This window comes from Herbaspirillum sp. VT-16-41 (assembly GCF_001994935.1).
GTDB lineage: Bacteria > Pseudomonadota > Gammaproteobacteria > Burkholderiales > Burkholderiaceae_D > Herbaspirillum > Herbaspirillum frisingense.
Map to the genome: position 1 here is coordinate 134,436 of NZ_MUXB01000114.1, position 16,289 is coordinate 150,724.

A 16,289-nucleotide genomic window follows, 5' to 3' on the forward strand; every position below is an offset into this window, starting at 1 on the left:
CTTACATGCGCGGCGGCGGACCGCGGCGTTCGCTGCTGTTGCTGCTGTCGGTGGCGCCGGCCACGGCGGTGCCGGTCACGACACGCCCACCGGCCTTCAGGCCCTCGGTGATCTGTACCTGGGCATTGGTGTTGATGCCGATCTTGACGCGCCGATCATGTGCCAGGCCCTGTTCATCGAGCACGCGCACGAGGTAGCTGCCCTGGGCATCCTTCTCGCCCAGCGCGGTCGAGGGCACCAGCACGGCGTTCTTTGCTTCGGACAGGACGATGTTGACCTGGGTGGTCATGGAGATGCGCAACTTGCCGTCGGGATTGGGCACGTCCAGCAAGCCGTTGTAGTAGATCGCCGTGGACGTGGCGCTGGAGCTGCTGGTGCTCAGACTGCTGGCGGAGGTCTCGTCCTGCAGGATGGAGTCCGGTGCCGGCTCGATGGCACGCAGGGTGGTGCGGTAGCGATGATCGGGGTCGCCCAGGATGGTGAAGTAGACCGGCAGGCCCGGCTTGACGCGGACCACGTCGGCTTCGGAGATCTGCGCCTTGACGGTGACCGTATCCATGCGCGCCACCTTGATGATGGTCGGCGTGGACTGGTTGGCGTTCACGGTCTGTCCTTCCTGCGCCACGATGGCCACCACTTCGCCGTCGATGGGGGCGGTGATGCGGGTATAGCCCAGGTTGACGCGGGCATTGTCCACCTTGATGGCGCCATCCCTGATCTGCGCCTGCAGGCCGGTGATGTCGGCGCGGGTGGCATTAAGGGTGGCTTCGGCGGTCTCGAAGTTCTCGCGCGAACTGGCGTCACCGGCCAGCATCGTCTTCTGGCGCTCGTAGGCCAGTTGCGCCTGCTTCAGGGTGGCTTCCTTGGAGCGCAGCTGGGCCTGCAGGTTTTGCAGCGTGAATTCGCTGCTGGCCAGGGTATTGGCCTGGGTCATGGAATCGATCTCGGCGACCAGCTGGCCCTTCTTGACGCGCTCGCCCAGCACCACCTTGAGCGATTTGATCTGGCCCGAGACCTGGGCACCCACGCTGACCTGCTTGTAGGCCTTGACGGTGCCGCTGGCCAGTACCGCGTCCTGGATATCGGCCACGGTGGCAGTGGCGCTCAGGTAGGTGGGCGGTGGCGGCGGTGTGAGCATGCGATGGACGACGTAGCCGCCCACGAGCAGGACGGCGAGTGCCAGGACGATGATCTTGGGACGGCGAAGAGAGGCGATATTCATGCGAAAAATGGGCGCGCTGTAGTCAGTACCGGATAGCCGCCAGTGTGTCGCAAGGCGGACTGCCGGATCGTCAGAAGAAGTAAATGTGGAGCCATCGCGCGCTGGCGATCACCCCGCTCGAAGCAAACTTGCCTGCTCACGGTTTTGGCAATGCATTGACCGGCGGCACACTACCCAGCAGGCGCACCATCTCGATGCCATCCGAGAGAAAACGTTGCAGGGGGGTGAGCATGTAGGGCAGGGCAAAGGCGATCAGGATGAAACCGGACAGCATGGTAATCGAAAAACCGATCCCGAACAGGTTCAATTGAGGCGCGGCGCGGGTCAGGATGCCTAGCGCGAAGTTGGTGATCAGCAGGGCGATCAGCAGCGGCAGCGACAATTGCACTCCCATGCTGAACACCTTGGCACCCCACAGGACAAGCTGGTGGAAGCCCTCGGTGGTGATCGGCTGGCCGGTGATGGGCAGGGTGTGGAAGCTTTCGGCCATCACCTGCAGCAGCAGCAGGTGGCCGTTCAGGCTCAGGAAGACCATGGTGGCCAGCAGTGACAGGACCTGGCTGATGACGGCCGTGCGGCCCTGGCTTTGCGGATCGAAGAAGGCGGCAAAGGACAGACCCATGGTGGAACTGGTCAGTTCGCCGGCCGCTTCGACGGCGGCAAACACCACGCGCATGGCAAGGCCCATGGACAGGCCGATCAGCAACTGCTGCAGCAGGATCAGGAGGCCGGTCATCGACATCGGGTCGATCGCCGGTGGCACCGGCACGTCCGGCGCCAGCACCGCGCCGATGGCGATGCCCAGCAGGACTTTCACCAGCATCGGCACGCTGGCACTGCCGAAAGGCGGTGCGATGGACAGCAGCCCGAGGATGCGGGTGGTCGGCCAGATGAACATGGCAACCCAGGTGTAGAGCTGCTGGCTGGAGAAGGTAAGCATGAATCAGGAGTTGCCGGACACGCGGTCCTGCAAGCGCGCTACTGGACCATGGCGGGAATGCCGGTGAGCATGTTGTGCATGTAGTCCATGATGATGCTCAGCATCCAGGGACCGGCGATGATCATGGCCAGGAATACGCCTACCAGCTTGGGAATGAAGGCCAGGGTCTGTTCATTGATCTGGGTGGCAGCCTGGAAGATGCTCACCAGCAGGCCGATGGCCAGTGCCGTGAGCAGCATCGGCGCGGCGATCAGGAGGGTGACTTCGATGGCCTGGCGGCCCATGGTCATGACGGTTTCGGGAGTCATTGTCGGTCCTTGCCGGCGGCTAGTAGAAACTCTGGGCCAGAGACCCGATCAACAACTGCCATCCATCCACCAGCACGAACAGCATCAGCTTGAAGGGCAACGAGACGATGGCCGGCGACATCATCATCATGCCCATCGACATCAGGATACTGGCCACCACCATGTCGATGATAAGGAAGGGGATGAAGATGGCAAAACCGATCTGGAAGGCCGTCTTCAATTCGCTGGTGACGAAGGCCGGCACCAGCAGACGCAGCGGCACGTCTTCCGGTCCCTGCAGAGCCGGGCCGCGCGAGAGCTTGACGTACAGCGCCAGGTCGGACTGGCGGGTCTGCTTGAGCATGAACTCCTTGAGCGGGGCGGCACCCTTGTCCAGGGCCTCCATCATCTGGATCCGGTTTTCCGCGAAGGGCTGGTAGGCCTCGGTGTAGATGCGGTCGAACACCGGGCTCATGACGAAGAAGGTCAGGAACAGCGACAGGCCGATCAGCACCTGGGTGGGTGGCGTCGATTGCGTGCCCAGCGCCTGGCGCAGCAGCGACAGCACGATCACGATGCGCGTGAAGCAGGTCATCATCAGCAACGCCGCCGGAATGAACGACAGCGAAGTGAGCAACAGCATGGTCTGGATCGGCAGCGAATAATTCGTGCCACCGCCCGGCGCGGGCATGCTGTTCAATGCGGGGATGCCTTGCTGGGCCGAGGCGGCCAGCGGCAGGCAGATCAGTGCCAGCCACCAGTAGCGGCTGCGCAGCAGCGTGGCCGCGCGCGCGGCCAGGATACGGAGGAGACCTTGCGGCTTAGCTTGTGCTGCCATCATTACCCGGGCGACTGCCGTTGCCAGCGCCGCCATTACGTTTGTCCATGGTGTGCTTGAGCCAGGTGGCGAAGGCCGGTGCACTGGCCTGGCTGCTTTGCTGTGCCGTCAGTTCCTGGCGCGGCAGGGTGGCCAGGGCGTTCACGCGTCCCGGCGCCACGCCGACCACGATCCACTGTTCGCCGACTTCGATGACCATCACGCGTTCGCGGCTCCCCACGGAGACACCACCGACTACCTTGGCGGCGGCATTACCGCTCAGGTTTTGGCTCAGTCCGAAGCGTTTCAGGAGCCAGGCAATGCCTGCCATCACGGCCAGGACTGCCACCAGGCCGAAGAGCATCGTGAAGATGCTGCCGCCAGACGAGGGCAGGGCGCTGCCGGTGACGGCAGGGATGGTCGTCGCGGGAGCAGTTGTGACAGATGCGGTTGCGACGGGAGCGGTGCTGGCCGCAGTGGCAGCGGCGGGGGCGTTATCGGCCCAGGCCTGGGCGCAGGCGACCAATGTGCCACCGATGAGAAGCCGGGCGGACACGAGGCCCACCCGGTGCTGATGCAATCTGCCCGACGAGCGTGTGGCTGGTGAGGCGGGGGATGCAGCGGAAATGCGTTTCATCAAACTCAAGCCGTCCTGCCTAGCGGTTGAGCTTGCGGATGCGTTCGGCGGGCGTGATGATGTCGGTCAGGCGGATACCGAACTTGTCGTTCACCACCACCACTTCGCCCTGGGCGATCAGGCAGCCGTTGACCAGCACGTCCATCGGTTCACCGGCCATGCCGTCCAGTTCCACCACCGAGCCCTGCGCCAGTTGCAGCAGGTTCTTGATGGCGATCTTGGTACGACCCAGTTCCACGGTCAACTGCACCGGGATATCGAGGATGAAGTCGATATCGTTGGGGGTGTTGGTCTTGATGTCCTGGGCACTCAGGTCCTTGAAGACGGTGGCGGCGGCCGGTGCGGCCGTGATGCCCTTCTCGTCTTCCATCTGACCTTTTTTCTGTTCTTCTTCGGCCTGGGTCTGCTCGGCCATGGCCGCGCCCCACGGATCGTCTTCCGCCGCGCCTGCGCCTGCTACGTTCTCATCAGCCATTACTAATCTCCTTGAAAGCTTTCCGGTGTTTCTTGATGGGTGATGGACAGCAGTTTTTCCACGCGCAAGGCGTATTGACCATTGAACTGGCCATAGCTGCATTCCATCACCGGCACGCCATCGACCTGCGCCTCGACGGTCTCGTTGGTCTGCAGCGGGATCACGTCACCCACCTGCATGTTGAGCAGGTCGGTAAAGTTGACGCGGGCGGTGCCAAAATTGACGATCAGTTCGACTTCGGCGGTCTGGATCTGCTGCTTCATCAGGCGGATCCAGCGCTTGTCGACTTCCAGTGCCTCACCCTGCATGCTGCTGGTGAGGCGGTCACGCACCGGCTCGATCATCGAGTAGGGCGTGCAGATATGGATTTCGCCCGACACTGGCCCCAGTTCAACGGTGAAGGTGGTGGAAACCACCACTTCGTTGGGGGTCGCAATGTTGGCGAACTGGGTGTTCATTTCCGAGCGGATGAACTCGAACTCGATCGGATAGATCGGTTCCCACGACTTGGAGTAGGTCTCAAACGTAATTTCGAGCACGCGCATGATGATGCGTTGCTCGGTGGGCGTGAATTCGCGGCCTTCGATGCGGGTATGGAAGCGGCCATCGCCACCGAACATGTTGTCCACCAGCATGAACACGAACTGCGGGTCGAACACCACCAGACCGATGCCCCGGAAGGGCTTGATGTGGACCAGATTCAGGTTGGTCGGCACCACCAGGTTGCGGATGAATTCGCTGTACTTGGACACCTTCACCGGACCGACCGAAATCTCGGCGGTACGGTGGATGAAGTTGAACAAGCCGATGCGGAACAGCCGGGCGAAGCGCTCGTTGATGATTTCGAGCGTGGGCATACGCCCGCGCACGATGCGTTCCTGCGTGGCCAGGTTGTAGGTACGTACCGTACCAGGAGCTTCTTCGACGATTTTTTCTTCGTCTTCGTCTCCCGTCACACCCTTCAAGAGGGCATCGACTTCTTCCTGTGATAGAAAATGCTCGGCCATGGTCGAAAATCTCTGACTGCGATGCGGTGTTACTGCTGTTGGATCACGAACGAGGTGTAGAACACGTCGGTGATCTGCGGACCCTTGCCCTTGCCGGAGAACGGTTCGCCCAGTTGGTCGATGATCTCGTCGGTGAGCTTGCGCTTGCCTTCACTGGTGAGCAGTTCGGAAGCCTTCTTGCTGGACAGTACCATCAGCAGACGGCTACGCACCTGGGGCATGTAAAGCTTCAGGGCTTCGGCGGTCTGGCCGTCCGGCACCTGCAGGGTCATTGCCACTTGCAGATACTGGTCGCCGCTTTCCTGCTGCAGGTTGACCACGAAGGGTTCGATGACCACGAAGGTCGGTGCCTTGGCCTCGGTCTTTTCCTCGGCATGGTCCTCGCCTTTCTTGCCCTTGCCGCCCATCATGAAGAAGGCGCCGGCACCACCGATGACCAGTACCAGCACGGCACCGATGATGATGAACAGCATCTTCTTGCTGGATTTGGCCGGTGCTGCGTCTGCTTCAGCGCCCTTGGCAGGTGCTTTTCCTTTTGTTGCCATCTACTAGTCCTTTCAGTTCGTCTGCGCACAATGCGAGGATATCTGCTTATCGGCAAGGAAATCCCATTGTTGAGCCCTGCGCAAACGAAATTGCATTTTTTGTAAGCGTGATCGAAGCGGCGTGCCTCAGGCGAAGGTGTCTACCAGGCCCAGGCCGCTGGTGGTGGCGGTCGTGGTGGTGGTGGCGTTGACGGCCAGTTCGCCTTCCTGATCCTTGCCGAAGCTGCCCGAGGCGGATGCAGAGCGGCCCTGCTGCTGGCCGGTGTTGCCCTGCTGCTGATTGGGCATGCCGGTATTGACGGTCGCCTGACCCAGCTGGATGCCAGCCTGGTCCATCATTTCGCGCAGCTTGGGCATGGCCGCTTCCAGCGCCTGCTTCACTTCGGGCTGGGCAGTGATGAAGGTGGCGTCAGCCTGCTGGTTGTGTACGTTCAGCACCACCTGCATGGGGCCCAGGTCGGGCGGATTCAGGCTCAGGGAGGCGCTTTGCATACCGGCGCTGACCATCCACGTGATCTTGCTGCCGACGGCCTGGTCCCAGCCGGCGCTGCCGACATTGGGCTGCACCTTGTCGGTATAGCTGGCGAAGACGGCTTGCGGCTGGCTGGCGGCCAGGGTCTGCTGGATGGCAGGCACGACGATCGGGGCCGGTGTCGTTTGCGGCAGGTCCTGCTTGGCGGTCGTCACGGCTTCGGCGGTGACCTTGCCAGTCTGGGCGCGGGCAGCGGCCAAGGCACTGGCATCTTCCTTGGGCGCGGCCTTGGTGTCAGCGCTCAGGTCCAGGGCTGGCTTGTCGCTCTTGCCATTGTTGGCGCTTTCCTGGCCCAAGGGATTGGCTTCGGTTCCGCTGGCATTGCGGCTCAGGTCGCGGCCTTCCTGTTTCAGCTTGTTGGCAGCCATGGCGTCCTGCAGGCCGGCCAGGTCGATCTTGCCTTGCTTGCCGTCCGCCATCAGGGCTTGCTGGTCGGCCAGTGACAGCGTGGCGCCGCCACGCCTGGATTGGGCCAGCAGATCGGCCTCGGTGTTTTCGCTCTTGCCTTCGCCGACCGGCTTGACGGCGTTCTGGGCGATGTTGGCCACCAGCGCCAGCAGCTCGGCGGAGGCGGCAGTGGTGGTGTCGTCGCTGTCCTCGTCCTTTTCCTTGCTCTGGTCGGCAACGTCCTGCTTTGATTCGGTCTTGGTGGCCGCTGTCTGCTTGGCGGCGTCATTCTGTGCGGCCTGGTTGGTCGCGGCCGCTGGCTGCGGAGCTTGTGGCTTGGCTTGCGACTGCTGTTCCTGATTGCGCGAGTTCACCTGGCTGTTGAGCACCTGGTTGAAGGGGGCGTCGGCCGTGAAGCTGTCGGCAGGATTGCCGGAACGCGAACCGGTGGCGGCTTGCGAGCCGGTAATGACGTTCAACAGCGGCAGGGAAGTATTCATGGTGGTGGCCTGTCGGTTACTTGCTACTCGGTGCTCTGCGTGCTCTTTGCGTTGCGGTCGTCGTCGGGTATTGCTTGCCTGTCATCCGTTCGTTCAGCGCTTGTAGAAGCTGATGCGTGCGGCGTGCTCATCCATGGACTTCTGGTCGCGCTTGCTTTCCTTGCGCATTTCCTTGTCCCGGGCACGCGTGGCCAGGGTGTCGTAGGACATGCGCTTGCGCTCGCAGGCCTGCCAGGCGGCACGCGCCTCGGCCACGCGTTGCTGGCTGCTGCGCACCACGTCCTGCTGGCCGTCGATGGCGTTGTCGATCTTCTCCAGAAACAACTGGAAGTTGCGATAGGCCAGGGCGGTCAAGCCATTGGTCAGGGTTTCCTGGAAACGGGCCGCGTAGTCGTCCCGGTACTGCTGCAGGATGCCCAGCTTCTGCTGTGCTTCTTCACTCACGCGAATAGCCCGGCCGAGGCGTTTGGTCGCATCGTCGGTCTCTTTGGTCGCCAATTCAATCAGCGTATCAAGTGCGGAGGGAGTAGCCATGATCGCTCCGATTATATTTTTGGCCCTGCCCGCTCAATCACCCGAATAGAGCGGTAAGTTGCCTCAAGCTCTCTGATACATCGGCCTGCTCGTGGATGCCTTGCTGCAAAAAGGCTTCCATTCTTGGCAATAAGGCAATGGCTTCGTCCAGAATGGGGTCGCTGCCGGCGGCATAGGCGCCCACGCTGATGAGGTCGCGGTTACGCTGGAAGCGTGAGTACAACTGCTTCAAATGACGGGAGCGGCGCTGGTGATCGGCATCGGTGATGCTGTGCATGGCGCGGCTGATGGATTGCTCGATATCGATGGCCGGGTAGTGGCCGGCTTCGGCCAGTTGGCGGTTGAGCACGATGTGGCCGTCCAGGATGGCGCGGGCGGCGTCGGCGATGGGGTCCTGCTGGTCATCGCCTTCGGTCAGCACGGTGTAGAAGGCGGTGATGGAGCCGCCACCTTCGTCGCCATTGCCGGCGCGTTCCACCAGTGCCGGCAGCTTGGCGAACACGGAAGGTGGATAGCCCTTGGTGGCGGGCGGCTCGCCGATGGCCAGGGCGATCTCTCGCTGGGCCATGGCATAGCGGGTGAGCGAATCCATGATCAGCAGCACATCCTTGCCCTGGTCGCGGAAATACTCGGCAATCGAGGTGCAATAGGCCGCGCCCTGCAGGCGCATCAGGGGCGGGGTATCGGCGGGGGCTGCTACCACCACCGAACGTGCCAGGCCTTCCGGTCCCAGGATCTGCTCGATGAATTCCTTGACTTCGCGGCCGCGTTCTCCGATCAGGCCGACCACGATCACATCGGCGCTGGTGTAGCGCGCCATCATGCCCAGCAGCACGCTCTTGCCCACGCCTGAGCCGGCGAACAGGCCCATGCGCTGGCCACGACCGACGGTTAGCATGGTGTTGATGGCGCGAATGCCGGTGTCGAGGATGTCGCGGATGGGCGCGCGTCCCAGCGGATTGGCGGCACGTACGCCCAGGGGCGCGGAGCTTTCGGTATGCAGCGGGCCGAGGTTGTCCAGCGGGCGGCCGGCACCATCGAGCACGCGACCCAGCAGTTCGTCGCCGACCGGCAGGCGCCGGCTGTGTTCATCGATGCGGCGCGGGGTAAAGCTGATGGGGCCGGTGCGCGGCGGCGGGCGTACGGGTTCGACGGGGTAGACGCGGGTGCCCGGAACGATGCCTTCGACGTCACTCTGCGGCATCAGGAAGAGGCGATCGTCCTGGAATCCGACGACTTCTGCTTCGATCATGGTGCCATTGGGCAGGGGCACGTTGCAGGGGCTGCCCACGGGCAGCTTCAGTCCGACCGCTTCCATCACCAGCCCGGCGACGCGGGTGATGCGGCCGGCGGTCATGGTCGGCTCGGCCATGGACACCAGGCTGCGACAGTTGTGCAGATAGGCTTGCCACAGGCTGCTATGGGATGGCATCGGGGAGTTCATGCGGGGCTCCCGTTCAGGTCGGTATCACTTGTAAAACGTCATTCCAGCCAGTCGAGCTGCTTGGACAGCGATTCACCCAGCCGCTTCCAGCGGGTCTCGGTGGTGGCATCGATCTGGTTGGTGCGGGTTTCGACGCGGCAGCCGCCGCGGTCCATCTGGGCATCTTCGTCGATCTTCCAGCCTTGTTGGGCCAGCTCGGCACCCATGTGCTCGCGCACCAGGGCGGCGTCTTCCGGGTGCAGGGTCAGGCTGGCCGGCAGTTGCAGCACCGGCAGGGCGTGGATGGCAGCGCTGACGGTGGGCAGGACCAGCTCCGGGCGTGCGTGCAGGGCGGTCTTGAGCATGGACTTGGCCAGGTCCAGCGCCAGGTCCAGCATTTCGGGGGCCATGCGTTCGCTGCACTGGGAGACTTCGGTGCTGAAGTTGACCGCGATCTGGCGGAAATGCTGGATGACTTCGTTGATTTCCTGCTGACCTTGCTGCAGACCGGCCATGTAGCCTTCCGAGCGACCGGCCTGCAGGCCGTGCTGGCGACCTTCGGCGAAGCCTTCCTGGCGCGCTGCTTCGCGGATGGCGTCGAGCTGTTCGGCCGTCAGTTGCGGCACCGGCGGCGGTTCTTCGAGGAATTCTTCCTCTACCGGCAGCGGTTCGGGCTCCGGTTCGGGTTCGTCGTGGAAGGACGCCAGCTCCCAGCGCTGGTAGGGCGTCATCTCTTCCTTGGGAATGATCTTTGCACGCATGGCTTCTTTGACTCCTCAGGCCGGCATGCCGACAGCAAACTGCACGATGGGCATCAAGCGCATCAGATGAACGCGTCCTCGCCCTTGGCGCCCAGGACGATCTGGCCTTCGTCGGCCAGGCGGCGCACGATCTGCAGGATGGCCTTTTGCTGGGCATCCACTTCGGACAGGCGTACCGGTCCCTTGGATTCCAGGTCTTCCTTCATCATCTCGGCCGCACGCTGCGACATGTTGGCGAAGATCTTGTCGCGCAGGCCTTGCGAGGCACCCTTCAGGGCCACGATCAGCGACTCGGACTGGACTTCGCGCAGCAGCAGCTGGATGCCGCGGCCGTCGATGTCGATGATGTTCTCGAAGACGAACATCTCGTCCATGATCTTCTGCGCCATGTCCTCGTCGTAGGAGCGCAGGTTGTTCATCACCGAGGTCTCGTTCTCGCCGGACATGAAGTTGAGGATCTCGGCCGCGGTACGGATACCGCCCATCTGTTGCTTCTTCAGGCTTTCGTTGCCGGTCAGCAGCTTGGTCAGCACATCATTGAGTTCGCGCAACGCAGCCGGCTGCACGCCGTCCAGAGTTGCAATACGAAGGATGACATCGTTGCGCAAACGTTCCGTGAAATTGTTGATGATGCCGCAGGCATGGTCGCGCTCCAGGTGAACCAGGATGGTGGCGATGATCTGCGGGTGCTCGTTGCGGATGAGTTCGGCGACCGACTGGGCGTCCATCCACTTGAGGCTTTCGATACCGGATGCGTCGCGGCCACCCAGGATGCGGTTGAGCAGGGAGGTGGCCTTGTCGTCGCCCAGGGCCTTGGTCAGGACGCTACGGATGTACTCGTCCGAATCCAGGCCCAGCGAAGAGGCCTGGCCGGTCTCGGCCACGAAGGCTTCCAGCACTTCATTGATTTCCTCGAAGCTGACGTTGCGCAGGGCCGACATGGCCGCGCCCAGCTTCTGGACCTCTTTCGGGCCCAGGTACTTCATGACTTCGGCGGCTTCATCCTCGCCCAGGGCGAGCATGAGGATGGCACCTTTCTGAACGCCGTCGTTACTCATTGTTCACCCATGACTTGATGATGCTTGCCACCAGTTTCGGATCGTTCTTGGCCCACTGCTTGGCGGTTTCGAGGTTGGCCTTGTAGGCTGCGCGTTCGTCGACCTCGGGTTCGCCCGAGAGATTGACGATGGCATCCGGATCGTCCGGGTCGAAGCCGGCGGCCACGGCGGCAGCGGCTGCGGCGGCTTCGGCCTCGGCCTTTTCCTTGGCCAGGCGTTCGCGCTCTTCGCGGCCGGAGAGCTTCCAGACGATGGGACGCAGCACGCGGAAGTAGAGGAACAGCAGGACTGCAGCCACCAACACGTACTTGCCGATTTCCTTGGCCAGCTCGATCATGCCTGGCTGCTTCCAGAGCGGCACTTCCGGTTCCATGTCGGTGCTGAACTGGGTGTTGACCACGTTGAGCGAGTCGCCCCGGTCCTTGTTGTAGCCCATGGCTTCACGGACCAGGTCGGTGATCTGGTTGCGTTCGGCTTCGGTCAGCGGACGCATCACGATCTTGCCGGTGTTGTCCATGGTGCGCTTGTAGTTCACCACCACGGCCACCGTCAGGCGACGCACGCCACCCATGGGTTGCTGGGTGTAGCGCACGGTCTTGTCGACCTCGTAGTTGATGGTCTCGTCCTTGCGGGAATTGCCGCTGGCCGTGGGGGTGGGCGCTGCGCCATTGGGTGTGGCGGCGGTACCGTTCTGGTTGGCAGCACCATTGGCAACCGCCGGATTGACGATAGGCGCGGTGGCCGGGGCCGGCGGCTGGTTGGTGAGCGCGCCGGGGACGCCGGAGGTGCCGGAGGTCGCGCTATTGGCTTCGCTGCTCTGTTTGCTGCGAACGGCGGCGGTATCCTTGGTCTGGTTGGGCTTGTAGGCTTCGGAAGCCTGTTCGGTGCGGGAGAAGTCGACATCGGCGGTCGCTTCGGCACGCACGTTGCCATTGCCGACGATGGGCGCGATGATCGACTCGACGCGCTTGACGATGTCCTGCTGCAGGTCCTGGACATACTTCAGCTGCGTCGGGTCCAGGGTATTGGTCTGCGTTTGCTTGGTGGTGTCGGAGAGCAGGTTGCCGTTCTGGTCGACGATGGTGACCGACTTGGGAGACAGTTCAGGGACGCTGCTGGCCACCAGGTGGACGATGGCGCTGACCTGTTGCTGGTCGAGGTAGCGGCCGGGATAGAGGCTCAGCACTACGGAGGCAGTGGGTTTCTGCTGGTCGCGCACGAAGACCGAAGCCTTGGGCAAGGCCAGGTGCACGCGGGCAGTCTGTACTGAAGAGAGGGATTGTACCGAGCGCGCCAGCTCACCTTCGAGGGCGCGCTGGAAGTTGACCTGTTCCAGGAACTGGGAGATGCCCAGCTTCTGGTTTTCCATCAGTTCGAAGCCGACATTGCCGCCCTTGGGCAGGCCTTGCGCGGCCAGCTTCAGGCGGGCGTCATGCACCATGTTCTCGGGCACCAGAATGGCCGTGCCGCCCTCGGAATACTTGTAGGGCACGTTCATCTGCTGCAGCGAGGCCACGATGGCGCCGCCGTCGCGGTCATTGAAGTTGGAGAACAGGACGCGATACTCGACCTTCTGGCTCCACAGCCAGATACCGGCCATCAGTGCCAGGGTGGCAGCTGCGGCGATGATGAGCAGGATGCGTTTGCCTTGCGGCGAGCGGGCATAGCCAACCATGCCACCCTGGGCGGGTTGCCCCTGGGGCATGCCCTCAGCGTTGCTGATGTCGCCCGTGGTATTGGTTTCGCCGGTCATCGTGCCGTCGGCTGCTACCGCCATGATTTCCCCTCTGGCGTCCCCGCGATTGCCAGCTTGATAAAGACTTTATTCACTGCCTACCTTTGTGAGGTTTTTTGCTCAGTGTGGATTGTCCGTTGGAAGCGGGAATTTGATCGCCCGAACAGAATGGCAAATTCCCCGCTTATTGGTGCGATTTGTCAATGCGGCAGTGTTAAGGTGCTGCTGTAGATGGCAGGGGTGCGTGCTGCGCTCCCGTAAGGCCTGCAAGATGAACTCAAGGGGTGGGAAATGGCAATCGAAAGCGTGATTGATACCAGCAAGATCGAGGCGATGGTGGCCCAGTTGAAGGCCGCCGCGGCGCGGGCGCAGGGTGTGACCGACCCGGTCCAGAGCAGCCTGAAGGCGGAAAAGCCGGCGCAGCGCGTCGATTTCGCCGATGTGCTCAAGGGCGCGATCGATCAGGTCAACAGCTCCCAGCAGACGGCGGCCAAGATGTCGCAAGCCTTCGCCATGGGGGATGATAGCGTGAACCTTTCGGACGTGATGATTGCTTCACAGAAGGCAAGCATTTCTTTCCAGACAAGTATTCAGGTGCGCAACAAGCTGGTCTCGGCCTACCGCGACATCATGACCATGCAGTTGTGATCGATTCGCGCTGACGGTGCCACGGCGCAGCGACTACCGCACCGTGGCAATACGGTCTGCATGCAAAAACACCCCGAAACCGGTCGATCCGGTCTCGGGGTGTTCTGTTTTGTGCGGGGATGGCAGGAGGGGTGGGTTAGCCCCGCCCGTTCTTACATCATGCCGGATGCCTTGGCGTTCTGTTCCCGTTCCAGCTTGGTGATGAAGCGCTGGATCGCCGCCAGTACGGTGCGGGGAATGTCCACGAACTGGCAGCCGAAGCGGTTGACCACCTTGCCGTTGGTCATTTTGAATTCCTTGCAGTCGCGCACCTGCAGCTTTACCGAGACCAGGGTGTTGTCACCCAGTTCCAGCTGGCAATCTTCGTAGATCACGCCCGGTGTGACGGGGAGGATCTTCTTTTCGTCGGTGATACCCACGCCACCTGCGCTGATGTTGTTGAGCAGGGTGACCACCGTGGCGAAGGAGCCATCGGCCTGGGTGATGCGGAAGGTGCAGCGCAGCGGCTTGGCGATCGGCGTCGGGATACGGAAATACTCGCGACGTTGCAGGCGAACCAGGCTTTCCGGGATGTCGACCTTGAGGGCAGGGCGATTCTGGTATTCGATCTGGGTGGCGCCGTCGACGGCGAAGGTGATGCGGATGCTGTTGTACAGGGCTTCGAAATTGATGCGCTTGCTGGAAACGATGCTCTCATTGAGCATGGCGCTGGGCGCGGCATCGATGATCAGGGAATCATCATCGGCATCGACTTCGAGGATGGAGGTGATCACGGACTCGGAGCCACCCTTGATCAGCAGGCTCAGGAGCTGGTTCTTTTCCATCATGCTGGTCAGCAGGGCGATGATTTCCCGCCGTGAATGAACCCGGTAGGGACTGTCGTCGTCGATCTCGTCGTGATTAGCCATCTATCTGTGCGTCTTTTGCGTCTGAAATCAGCGAGTGGGCTCGCTTTCCCCGGGGAAATTATTGGAATAATTTAACCCAGTATCATACATCACAGACTCACTTAATTGCATATTTTCAATACGATATAGCCACGCAAGCAGTTCGGCCACGGTGCGGTAGAGGACGGGGGGGATTTGCTGGTCGAGTTCGACCTGCATCAGCAGGGAAACCAGTTCCTTCGATTCGTGCACGTAGACGCCACTTTCCTTGGCCCGCGCGATGATGGCTTCGGCCACCAGGCCACGGCCCTTGGCCACGACCTGGGGCGCCCCCTGGCTGGCATTGTAGGCCAGCGCGACGGCGTTTTGCAGCGGGATATTAGGTTTCTCCATCGGCTTGCTTGACGGTGAGGGAGTCGAGGGAGGTGCCTGCCGCTGCCATGGCATTGGCAAACAGGCCGCTATGACCACGCAGGGCGGCTGCGGCGGCTTCGTTGTCGGCCTTGACCTGTACGTGGATCTGCTGTCCGATCAAGCGGATTGAGGCGGAAACGCTGCCCAGCTGGGCGAAGTTGAAGCGCACGACGCTGTGCCAGGTCGGGGGCGAGGCGTCGTCGCGTCCGCCAGGGGCGGACTGGTCATGTTCCTGGCCGATTTCCCATTCCATCTGCTGCCCCGGCCAGACTTGCCCGTGCCAGACGACCCGTTGCTGTTCCAGGGCGTTGAGTTGCAGGTTGATCAACTGTCCAAGCTGGTTCTGTGCCGGATCACTCTGGCTCAGCAGGTTGATGTCGCCGCCTTTCTGGGCAGCCACCTGGGCCTGCGGTTCCTTCATCAGTTCTTCGGCGGGGCGCTGGCCGGCGGCCCATGCCGAGACGTGGGATTCGTAGAAAACGCCGCTGTAGGCGATGGCGTCCTTGAGGGCGCCTGCCATCTGTTCAGTGGGGACATTGGGCTTGGTCAGTAGCGGGGCAGCTGCACTGACGTGATCGGCCATGTCGCCTTGCTGGGAGGCCTGCAGCAGGCTGCCGATGAGGCGGCCGGCATTGCTGAGCGTGGTGGTGGTGCTGGAGGGGGTGCCTGAATCGCCCTGGCCTGGGCCCTTGGCGCGGGCATCTGCGGGGACTTCCTCGTTCTGCCCGATCTGGCCCGCGCCACTCTCGTCACGGGTGACGAACTGCAGGGACTTCAGGTCCTTCTGCATGGCGCGGCCGGCATTGCTCAGCGCTACCGAGGCACTGTCTTCGTCGGTGCGGATGCTGCCTTCGTTGACCGAGAACGTGGGGCGAGGGTCCTTGGAGACCAGGGTGAGGATCAGCGAGTCGCCGACCTTGGCGTTGTTGGGCAACACCATGCGCGCAGCCGTATTGGCAATGCGCACCAGGAAAGTGCCGTCGCTGAAGTTGGAGAGAATGCGGCCGGACATCTGCTGGCCGATGGCAATCTGCGCCAGGCGGCTGAAGGCCTCCTGGCGGGTATCGGCAACCGAGACGACGGCGGTGGCCGCGTCAACTGCATGGACAGGCTGGACGGCGCTGGCGATATCGGCCCGCGGCAGCATGTTCAACTACCCATGCCGTAGGTATTGAGCAGCTTCTGTTCGGTCTGGTTGCTTTGGATGAGCGCCGACAGTTTGCGCAATCCCGGTTCGGTCAGGTTGCGGATGTGGCGATCGTCTTCGAGGATCTTCTTGATGATATCAACCTTGCGGTTGCGCAAGGCTTCAGGCAGGGCAACATGGTCCTCGCAATTGCGCAGGTTGGCGATGTGCTTGCCGCATTGCGCTTCCAGCCCGGCCAGCAGGTCCCAGTCTGCTGCCCGCGCGGCAGCCAGCATTTCGTCAGTCAATTGCGAAATCGACTCGTAAATGGCGATGACTTCGTCACCGTTCATA

19 protein-coding genes are annotated in these 16,289 nt (G+C 62.3%); 1 reads left to right on the forward strand and 18 read right to left on the reverse strand.

From position 1 onward, the window contains the following. Nucleotide 1 precedes the first annotated feature (1 nt). From BTM36_RS15895 to fliF, 14 genes are all read right to left on the reverse strand, one after another. Complete coding sequence (locus tag BTM36_RS15895; protein WP_077237045.1) at nucleotides 2–1,222, reverse strand: efflux RND transporter periplasmic adaptor subunit; 1,221 nt, start codon at nucleotides 1,220–1,222, stop codon at nucleotides 2–4. Between the two features lie 136 nt (nucleotides 1,223–1,358). Continuing rightward, nucleotides 1,359–2,162: a flagellar biosynthetic protein FliR gene (fliR, locus tag BTM36_RS15900; protein ID WP_077237046.1), complete on the reverse strand. Its 804-nt coding sequence runs from the start codon at nucleotides 2,160–2,162 to the stop codon at nucleotides 1,359–1,361. Between the two features lie 38 nt (nucleotides 2,163–2,200). Beyond that, nucleotides 2,201–2,470 carry a flagellar biosynthesis protein FliQ gene (gene fliQ, locus BTM36_RS15905; RefSeq protein ID WP_006462668.1) on the reverse strand — a complete coding sequence of 90 codons (270 nt, stop codon included), beginning with the start codon at nucleotides 2,468–2,470 and terminating at the stop codon, nucleotides 2,201–2,203. A gap of 19 nt (nucleotides 2,471–2,489) precedes the next feature. Continuing rightward, nucleotides 2,490–3,224: a flagellar type III secretion system pore protein FliP gene (fliP, locus tag BTM36_RS15910; RefSeq protein WP_051110888.1), complete on the reverse strand. Its 735-nt coding sequence runs from the start codon at nucleotides 3,222–3,224 to the stop codon at nucleotides 2,490–2,492. A 46-nt stretch (nucleotides 3,225–3,270) separates the two neighbouring features. After that, nucleotides 3,271–3,822 carry a flagellar biosynthetic protein FliO gene (fliO, locus tag BTM36_RS15915; protein WP_254427022.1) on the reverse strand — a complete coding sequence of 184 codons (552 nt, stop codon included), beginning with the start codon at nucleotides 3,820–3,822 and terminating at the stop codon, nucleotides 3,271–3,273. 100 nt (nucleotides 3,823–3,922) lie between these two features. Next, on the reverse strand, nucleotides 3,923–4,378 hold the full coding sequence (fliN, locus tag BTM36_RS15920; protein ID WP_006462664.1) for a flagellar motor switch protein FliN: 456 nt from the start codon (nucleotides 4,376–4,378) through the stop codon (nucleotides 3,923–3,925). Between the two features lie 2 nt (nucleotides 4,379–4,380). Next, a complete protein-coding gene (fliM, locus tag BTM36_RS15925; RefSeq protein WP_077237048.1) occupies nucleotides 4,381–5,385 on the reverse strand; it encodes a flagellar motor switch protein FliM in 1,005 nt (334 codons plus the stop codon). Nucleotides 5,386–5,414: 29 nt separating this feature from the next. Further along, on the reverse strand, nucleotides 5,415–5,930 hold the full coding sequence (gene fliL / locus BTM36_RS15930; RefSeq protein WP_077237049.1) for a flagellar basal body-associated protein FliL: 516 nt from the start codon (nucleotides 5,928–5,930) through the stop codon (nucleotides 5,415–5,417). A gap of 126 nt (nucleotides 5,931–6,056) precedes the next feature. Next, the gene (locus BTM36_RS15935; RefSeq protein ID WP_077237050.1) at nucleotides 6,057–7,349 is read right to left on the reverse strand and encodes a flagellar hook-length control protein FliK; all 1,293 of its coding nucleotides are present in this window, start codon (nucleotides 7,347–7,349) and stop codon (nucleotides 6,057–6,059) included. 93 nt (nucleotides 7,350–7,442) lie between these two features. Beyond that, the gene (gene fliJ / locus BTM36_RS15940; RefSeq protein ID WP_077237051.1) at nucleotides 7,443–7,883 is read right to left on the reverse strand and encodes a flagellar export protein FliJ; all 441 of its coding nucleotides are present in this window, start codon (nucleotides 7,881–7,883) and stop codon (nucleotides 7,443–7,445) included. 37 nt (nucleotides 7,884–7,920) lie between these two features. Then, the gene (fliI, locus tag BTM36_RS15945) at nucleotides 7,921–9,327 is read right to left on the reverse strand and encodes a flagellar protein export ATPase FliI (protein WP_039874829.1); all 1,407 of its coding nucleotides are present in this window, start codon (nucleotides 9,325–9,327) and stop codon (nucleotides 7,921–7,923) included. 38 nt (nucleotides 9,328–9,365) lie between these two features. After that, the gene (gene fliH / locus BTM36_RS15950; RefSeq protein ID WP_077237052.1) at nucleotides 9,366–10,067 is read right to left on the reverse strand and encodes a flagellar assembly protein FliH; all 702 of its coding nucleotides are present in this window, start codon (nucleotides 10,065–10,067) and stop codon (nucleotides 9,366–9,368) included. 62 nt (nucleotides 10,068–10,129) lie between these two features. After that, complete coding sequence (fliG, locus tag BTM36_RS15955; protein WP_006462657.1) at nucleotides 10,130–11,125, reverse strand: flagellar motor switch protein FliG; 996 nt, start codon at nucleotides 11,123–11,125, stop codon at nucleotides 10,130–10,132. Further along, the gene (gene fliF / locus BTM36_RS15960; RefSeq protein ID WP_006462656.1) at nucleotides 11,118–12,902 is read right to left on the reverse strand and encodes a flagellar basal-body MS-ring/collar protein FliF; all 1,785 of its coding nucleotides are present in this window, start codon (nucleotides 12,900–12,902) and stop codon (nucleotides 11,118–11,120) included. The genes fliG and fliF overlap by 8 nt, the downstream gene beginning before the upstream one ends. A 249-nt stretch (nucleotides 12,903–13,151) precedes the next feature. Between fliF and fliE the strand changes: the two genes are divergently transcribed. Next, complete coding sequence (gene fliE / locus BTM36_RS15965) at nucleotides 13,152–13,508, forward strand: flagellar hook-basal body complex protein FliE (RefSeq protein WP_006462655.1); 357 nt, start codon at nucleotides 13,152–13,154, stop codon at nucleotides 13,506–13,508. A gap of 152 nt (nucleotides 13,509–13,660) precedes the next feature. Here fliE and BTM36_RS15970 read toward each other — a convergent pair whose 3' ends face one another. Genes BTM36_RS15970 through BTM36_RS15985 form a run of 4 tightly spaced genes read right to left on the reverse strand, consistent with a single transcriptional unit; the run spans nucleotide 13,661 to nucleotide 16,288 of the window. Continuing rightward, nucleotides 13,661–14,416: a flagellar brake protein gene (locus tag BTM36_RS15970; protein WP_077237053.1), complete on the reverse strand. Its 756-nt coding sequence runs from the start codon at nucleotides 14,414–14,416 to the stop codon at nucleotides 13,661–13,663. Nucleotides 14,417–14,443: 27 nt separating this feature from the next. Beyond that, nucleotides 14,444–14,788 carry an EscU/YscU/HrcU family type III secretion system export apparatus switch protein gene (locus BTM36_RS15975; RefSeq protein ID WP_077237054.1) on the reverse strand — a complete coding sequence of 115 codons (345 nt, stop codon included), beginning with the start codon at nucleotides 14,786–14,788 and terminating at the stop codon, nucleotides 14,444–14,446. Continuing rightward, entirely contained in the window at nucleotides 14,775–15,956 is a 1,182-nt protein-coding gene (locus BTM36_RS15980; RefSeq protein WP_077237055.1) for a flagellar hook-length control protein FliK, read from the reverse strand. Before BTM36_RS15980 ends, BTM36_RS15975 begins: the two co-directional genes overlap by 14 nt. Nucleotides 15,957–15,958: 2 nt before the next feature. Beyond that, nucleotides 15,959–16,288, reverse strand: a complete 330-nt coding sequence (locus tag BTM36_RS15985) for a flagellar protein FliT (RefSeq protein WP_077237056.1) — start codon at nucleotides 16,286–16,288, stop codon at nucleotides 15,959–15,961. Nucleotide 16,289: the final 1 nt, after the last annotated feature.

Excerpts from the sequence above, each read along its gene's own strand:
- BTM36_RS15895 (WP_077237045.1), bottom strand. The coding sequence starts at position 1,222 with ATGAATATCGCCTCTCTTCGCCGTCCCAAGATCATCGTCCTGGCACTC.
- fliR (WP_077237046.1), bottom strand. The coding sequence starts at position 2,162 with ATGCTTACCTTCTCCAGCCAGCAGCTCTACACCTGGGTTGCCATGTTC.
- fliQ (WP_006462668.1), bottom strand. The coding sequence starts at position 2,470 with ATGACTCCCGAAACCGTCATGACCATGGGCCGCCAGGCCATCGAAGTC.
- fliN (WP_006462664.1), bottom strand. The coding sequence starts at position 4,378 with ATGGCTGATGAGAACGTAGCAGGCGCAGGCGCGGCGGAAGACGATCCG.
- fliM (WP_077237048.1), bottom strand. The coding sequence starts at position 5,385 with ATGGCCGAGCATTTTCTATCACAGGAAGAAGTCGATGCCCTCTTGAAG.
- fliL (WP_077237049.1), bottom strand. The coding sequence starts at position 5,930 with ATGGCAACAAAAGGAAAAGCACCTGCCAAGGGCGCTGAAGCAGACGCA.
- BTM36_RS15935 (WP_077237050.1), bottom strand. The coding sequence starts at position 7,349 with ATGAATACTTCCCTGCCGCTGTTGAACGTCATTACCGGCTCGCAAGCC.
- fliJ (WP_077237051.1), bottom strand. The coding sequence starts at position 7,883 with ATGGCTACTCCCTCCGCACTTGATACGCTGATTGAATTGGCGACCAAA.
- fliI (WP_039874829.1), bottom strand. The coding sequence starts at position 9,327 with ATGAACTCCCCGATGCCATCCCATAGCAGCCTGTGGCAAGCCTATCTG.
- fliH (WP_077237052.1), bottom strand. The coding sequence starts at position 10,067 with ATGCGTGCAAAGATCATTCCCAAGGAAGAGATGACGCCCTACCAGCGC.
- fliG (WP_006462657.1), bottom strand. The coding sequence starts at position 11,125 with ATGAGTAACGACGGCGTTCAGAAAGGTGCCATCCTCATGCTCGCCCTG.
- fliF (WP_006462656.1), bottom strand. The coding sequence starts at position 12,902 with ATGGCGGTAGCAGCCGACGGCACGATGACCGGCGAAACCAATACCACG.
- fliE (WP_006462655.1), top strand. The coding sequence starts at position 13,152 with ATGGCAATCGAAAGCGTGATTGATACCAGCAAGATCGAGGCGATGGTG.
- BTM36_RS15970 (WP_077237053.1), bottom strand. The coding sequence starts at position 14,416 with ATGGCTAATCACGACGAGATCGACGACGACAGTCCCTACCGGGTTCAT.
- BTM36_RS15975 (WP_077237054.1), bottom strand. The coding sequence starts at position 14,788 with ATGGAGAAACCTAATATCCCGCTGCAAAACGCCGTCGCGCTGGCCTAC.
- BTM36_RS15980 (WP_077237055.1), bottom strand. The coding sequence starts at position 15,956 with ATGCTGCCGCGGGCCGATATCGCCAGCGCCGTCCAGCCTGTCCATGCA.
- BTM36_RS15985 (WP_077237056.1), bottom strand. The coding sequence starts at position 16,288 with ATGAACGGTGACGAAGTCATCGCCATTTACGAGTCGATTTCGCAATTG.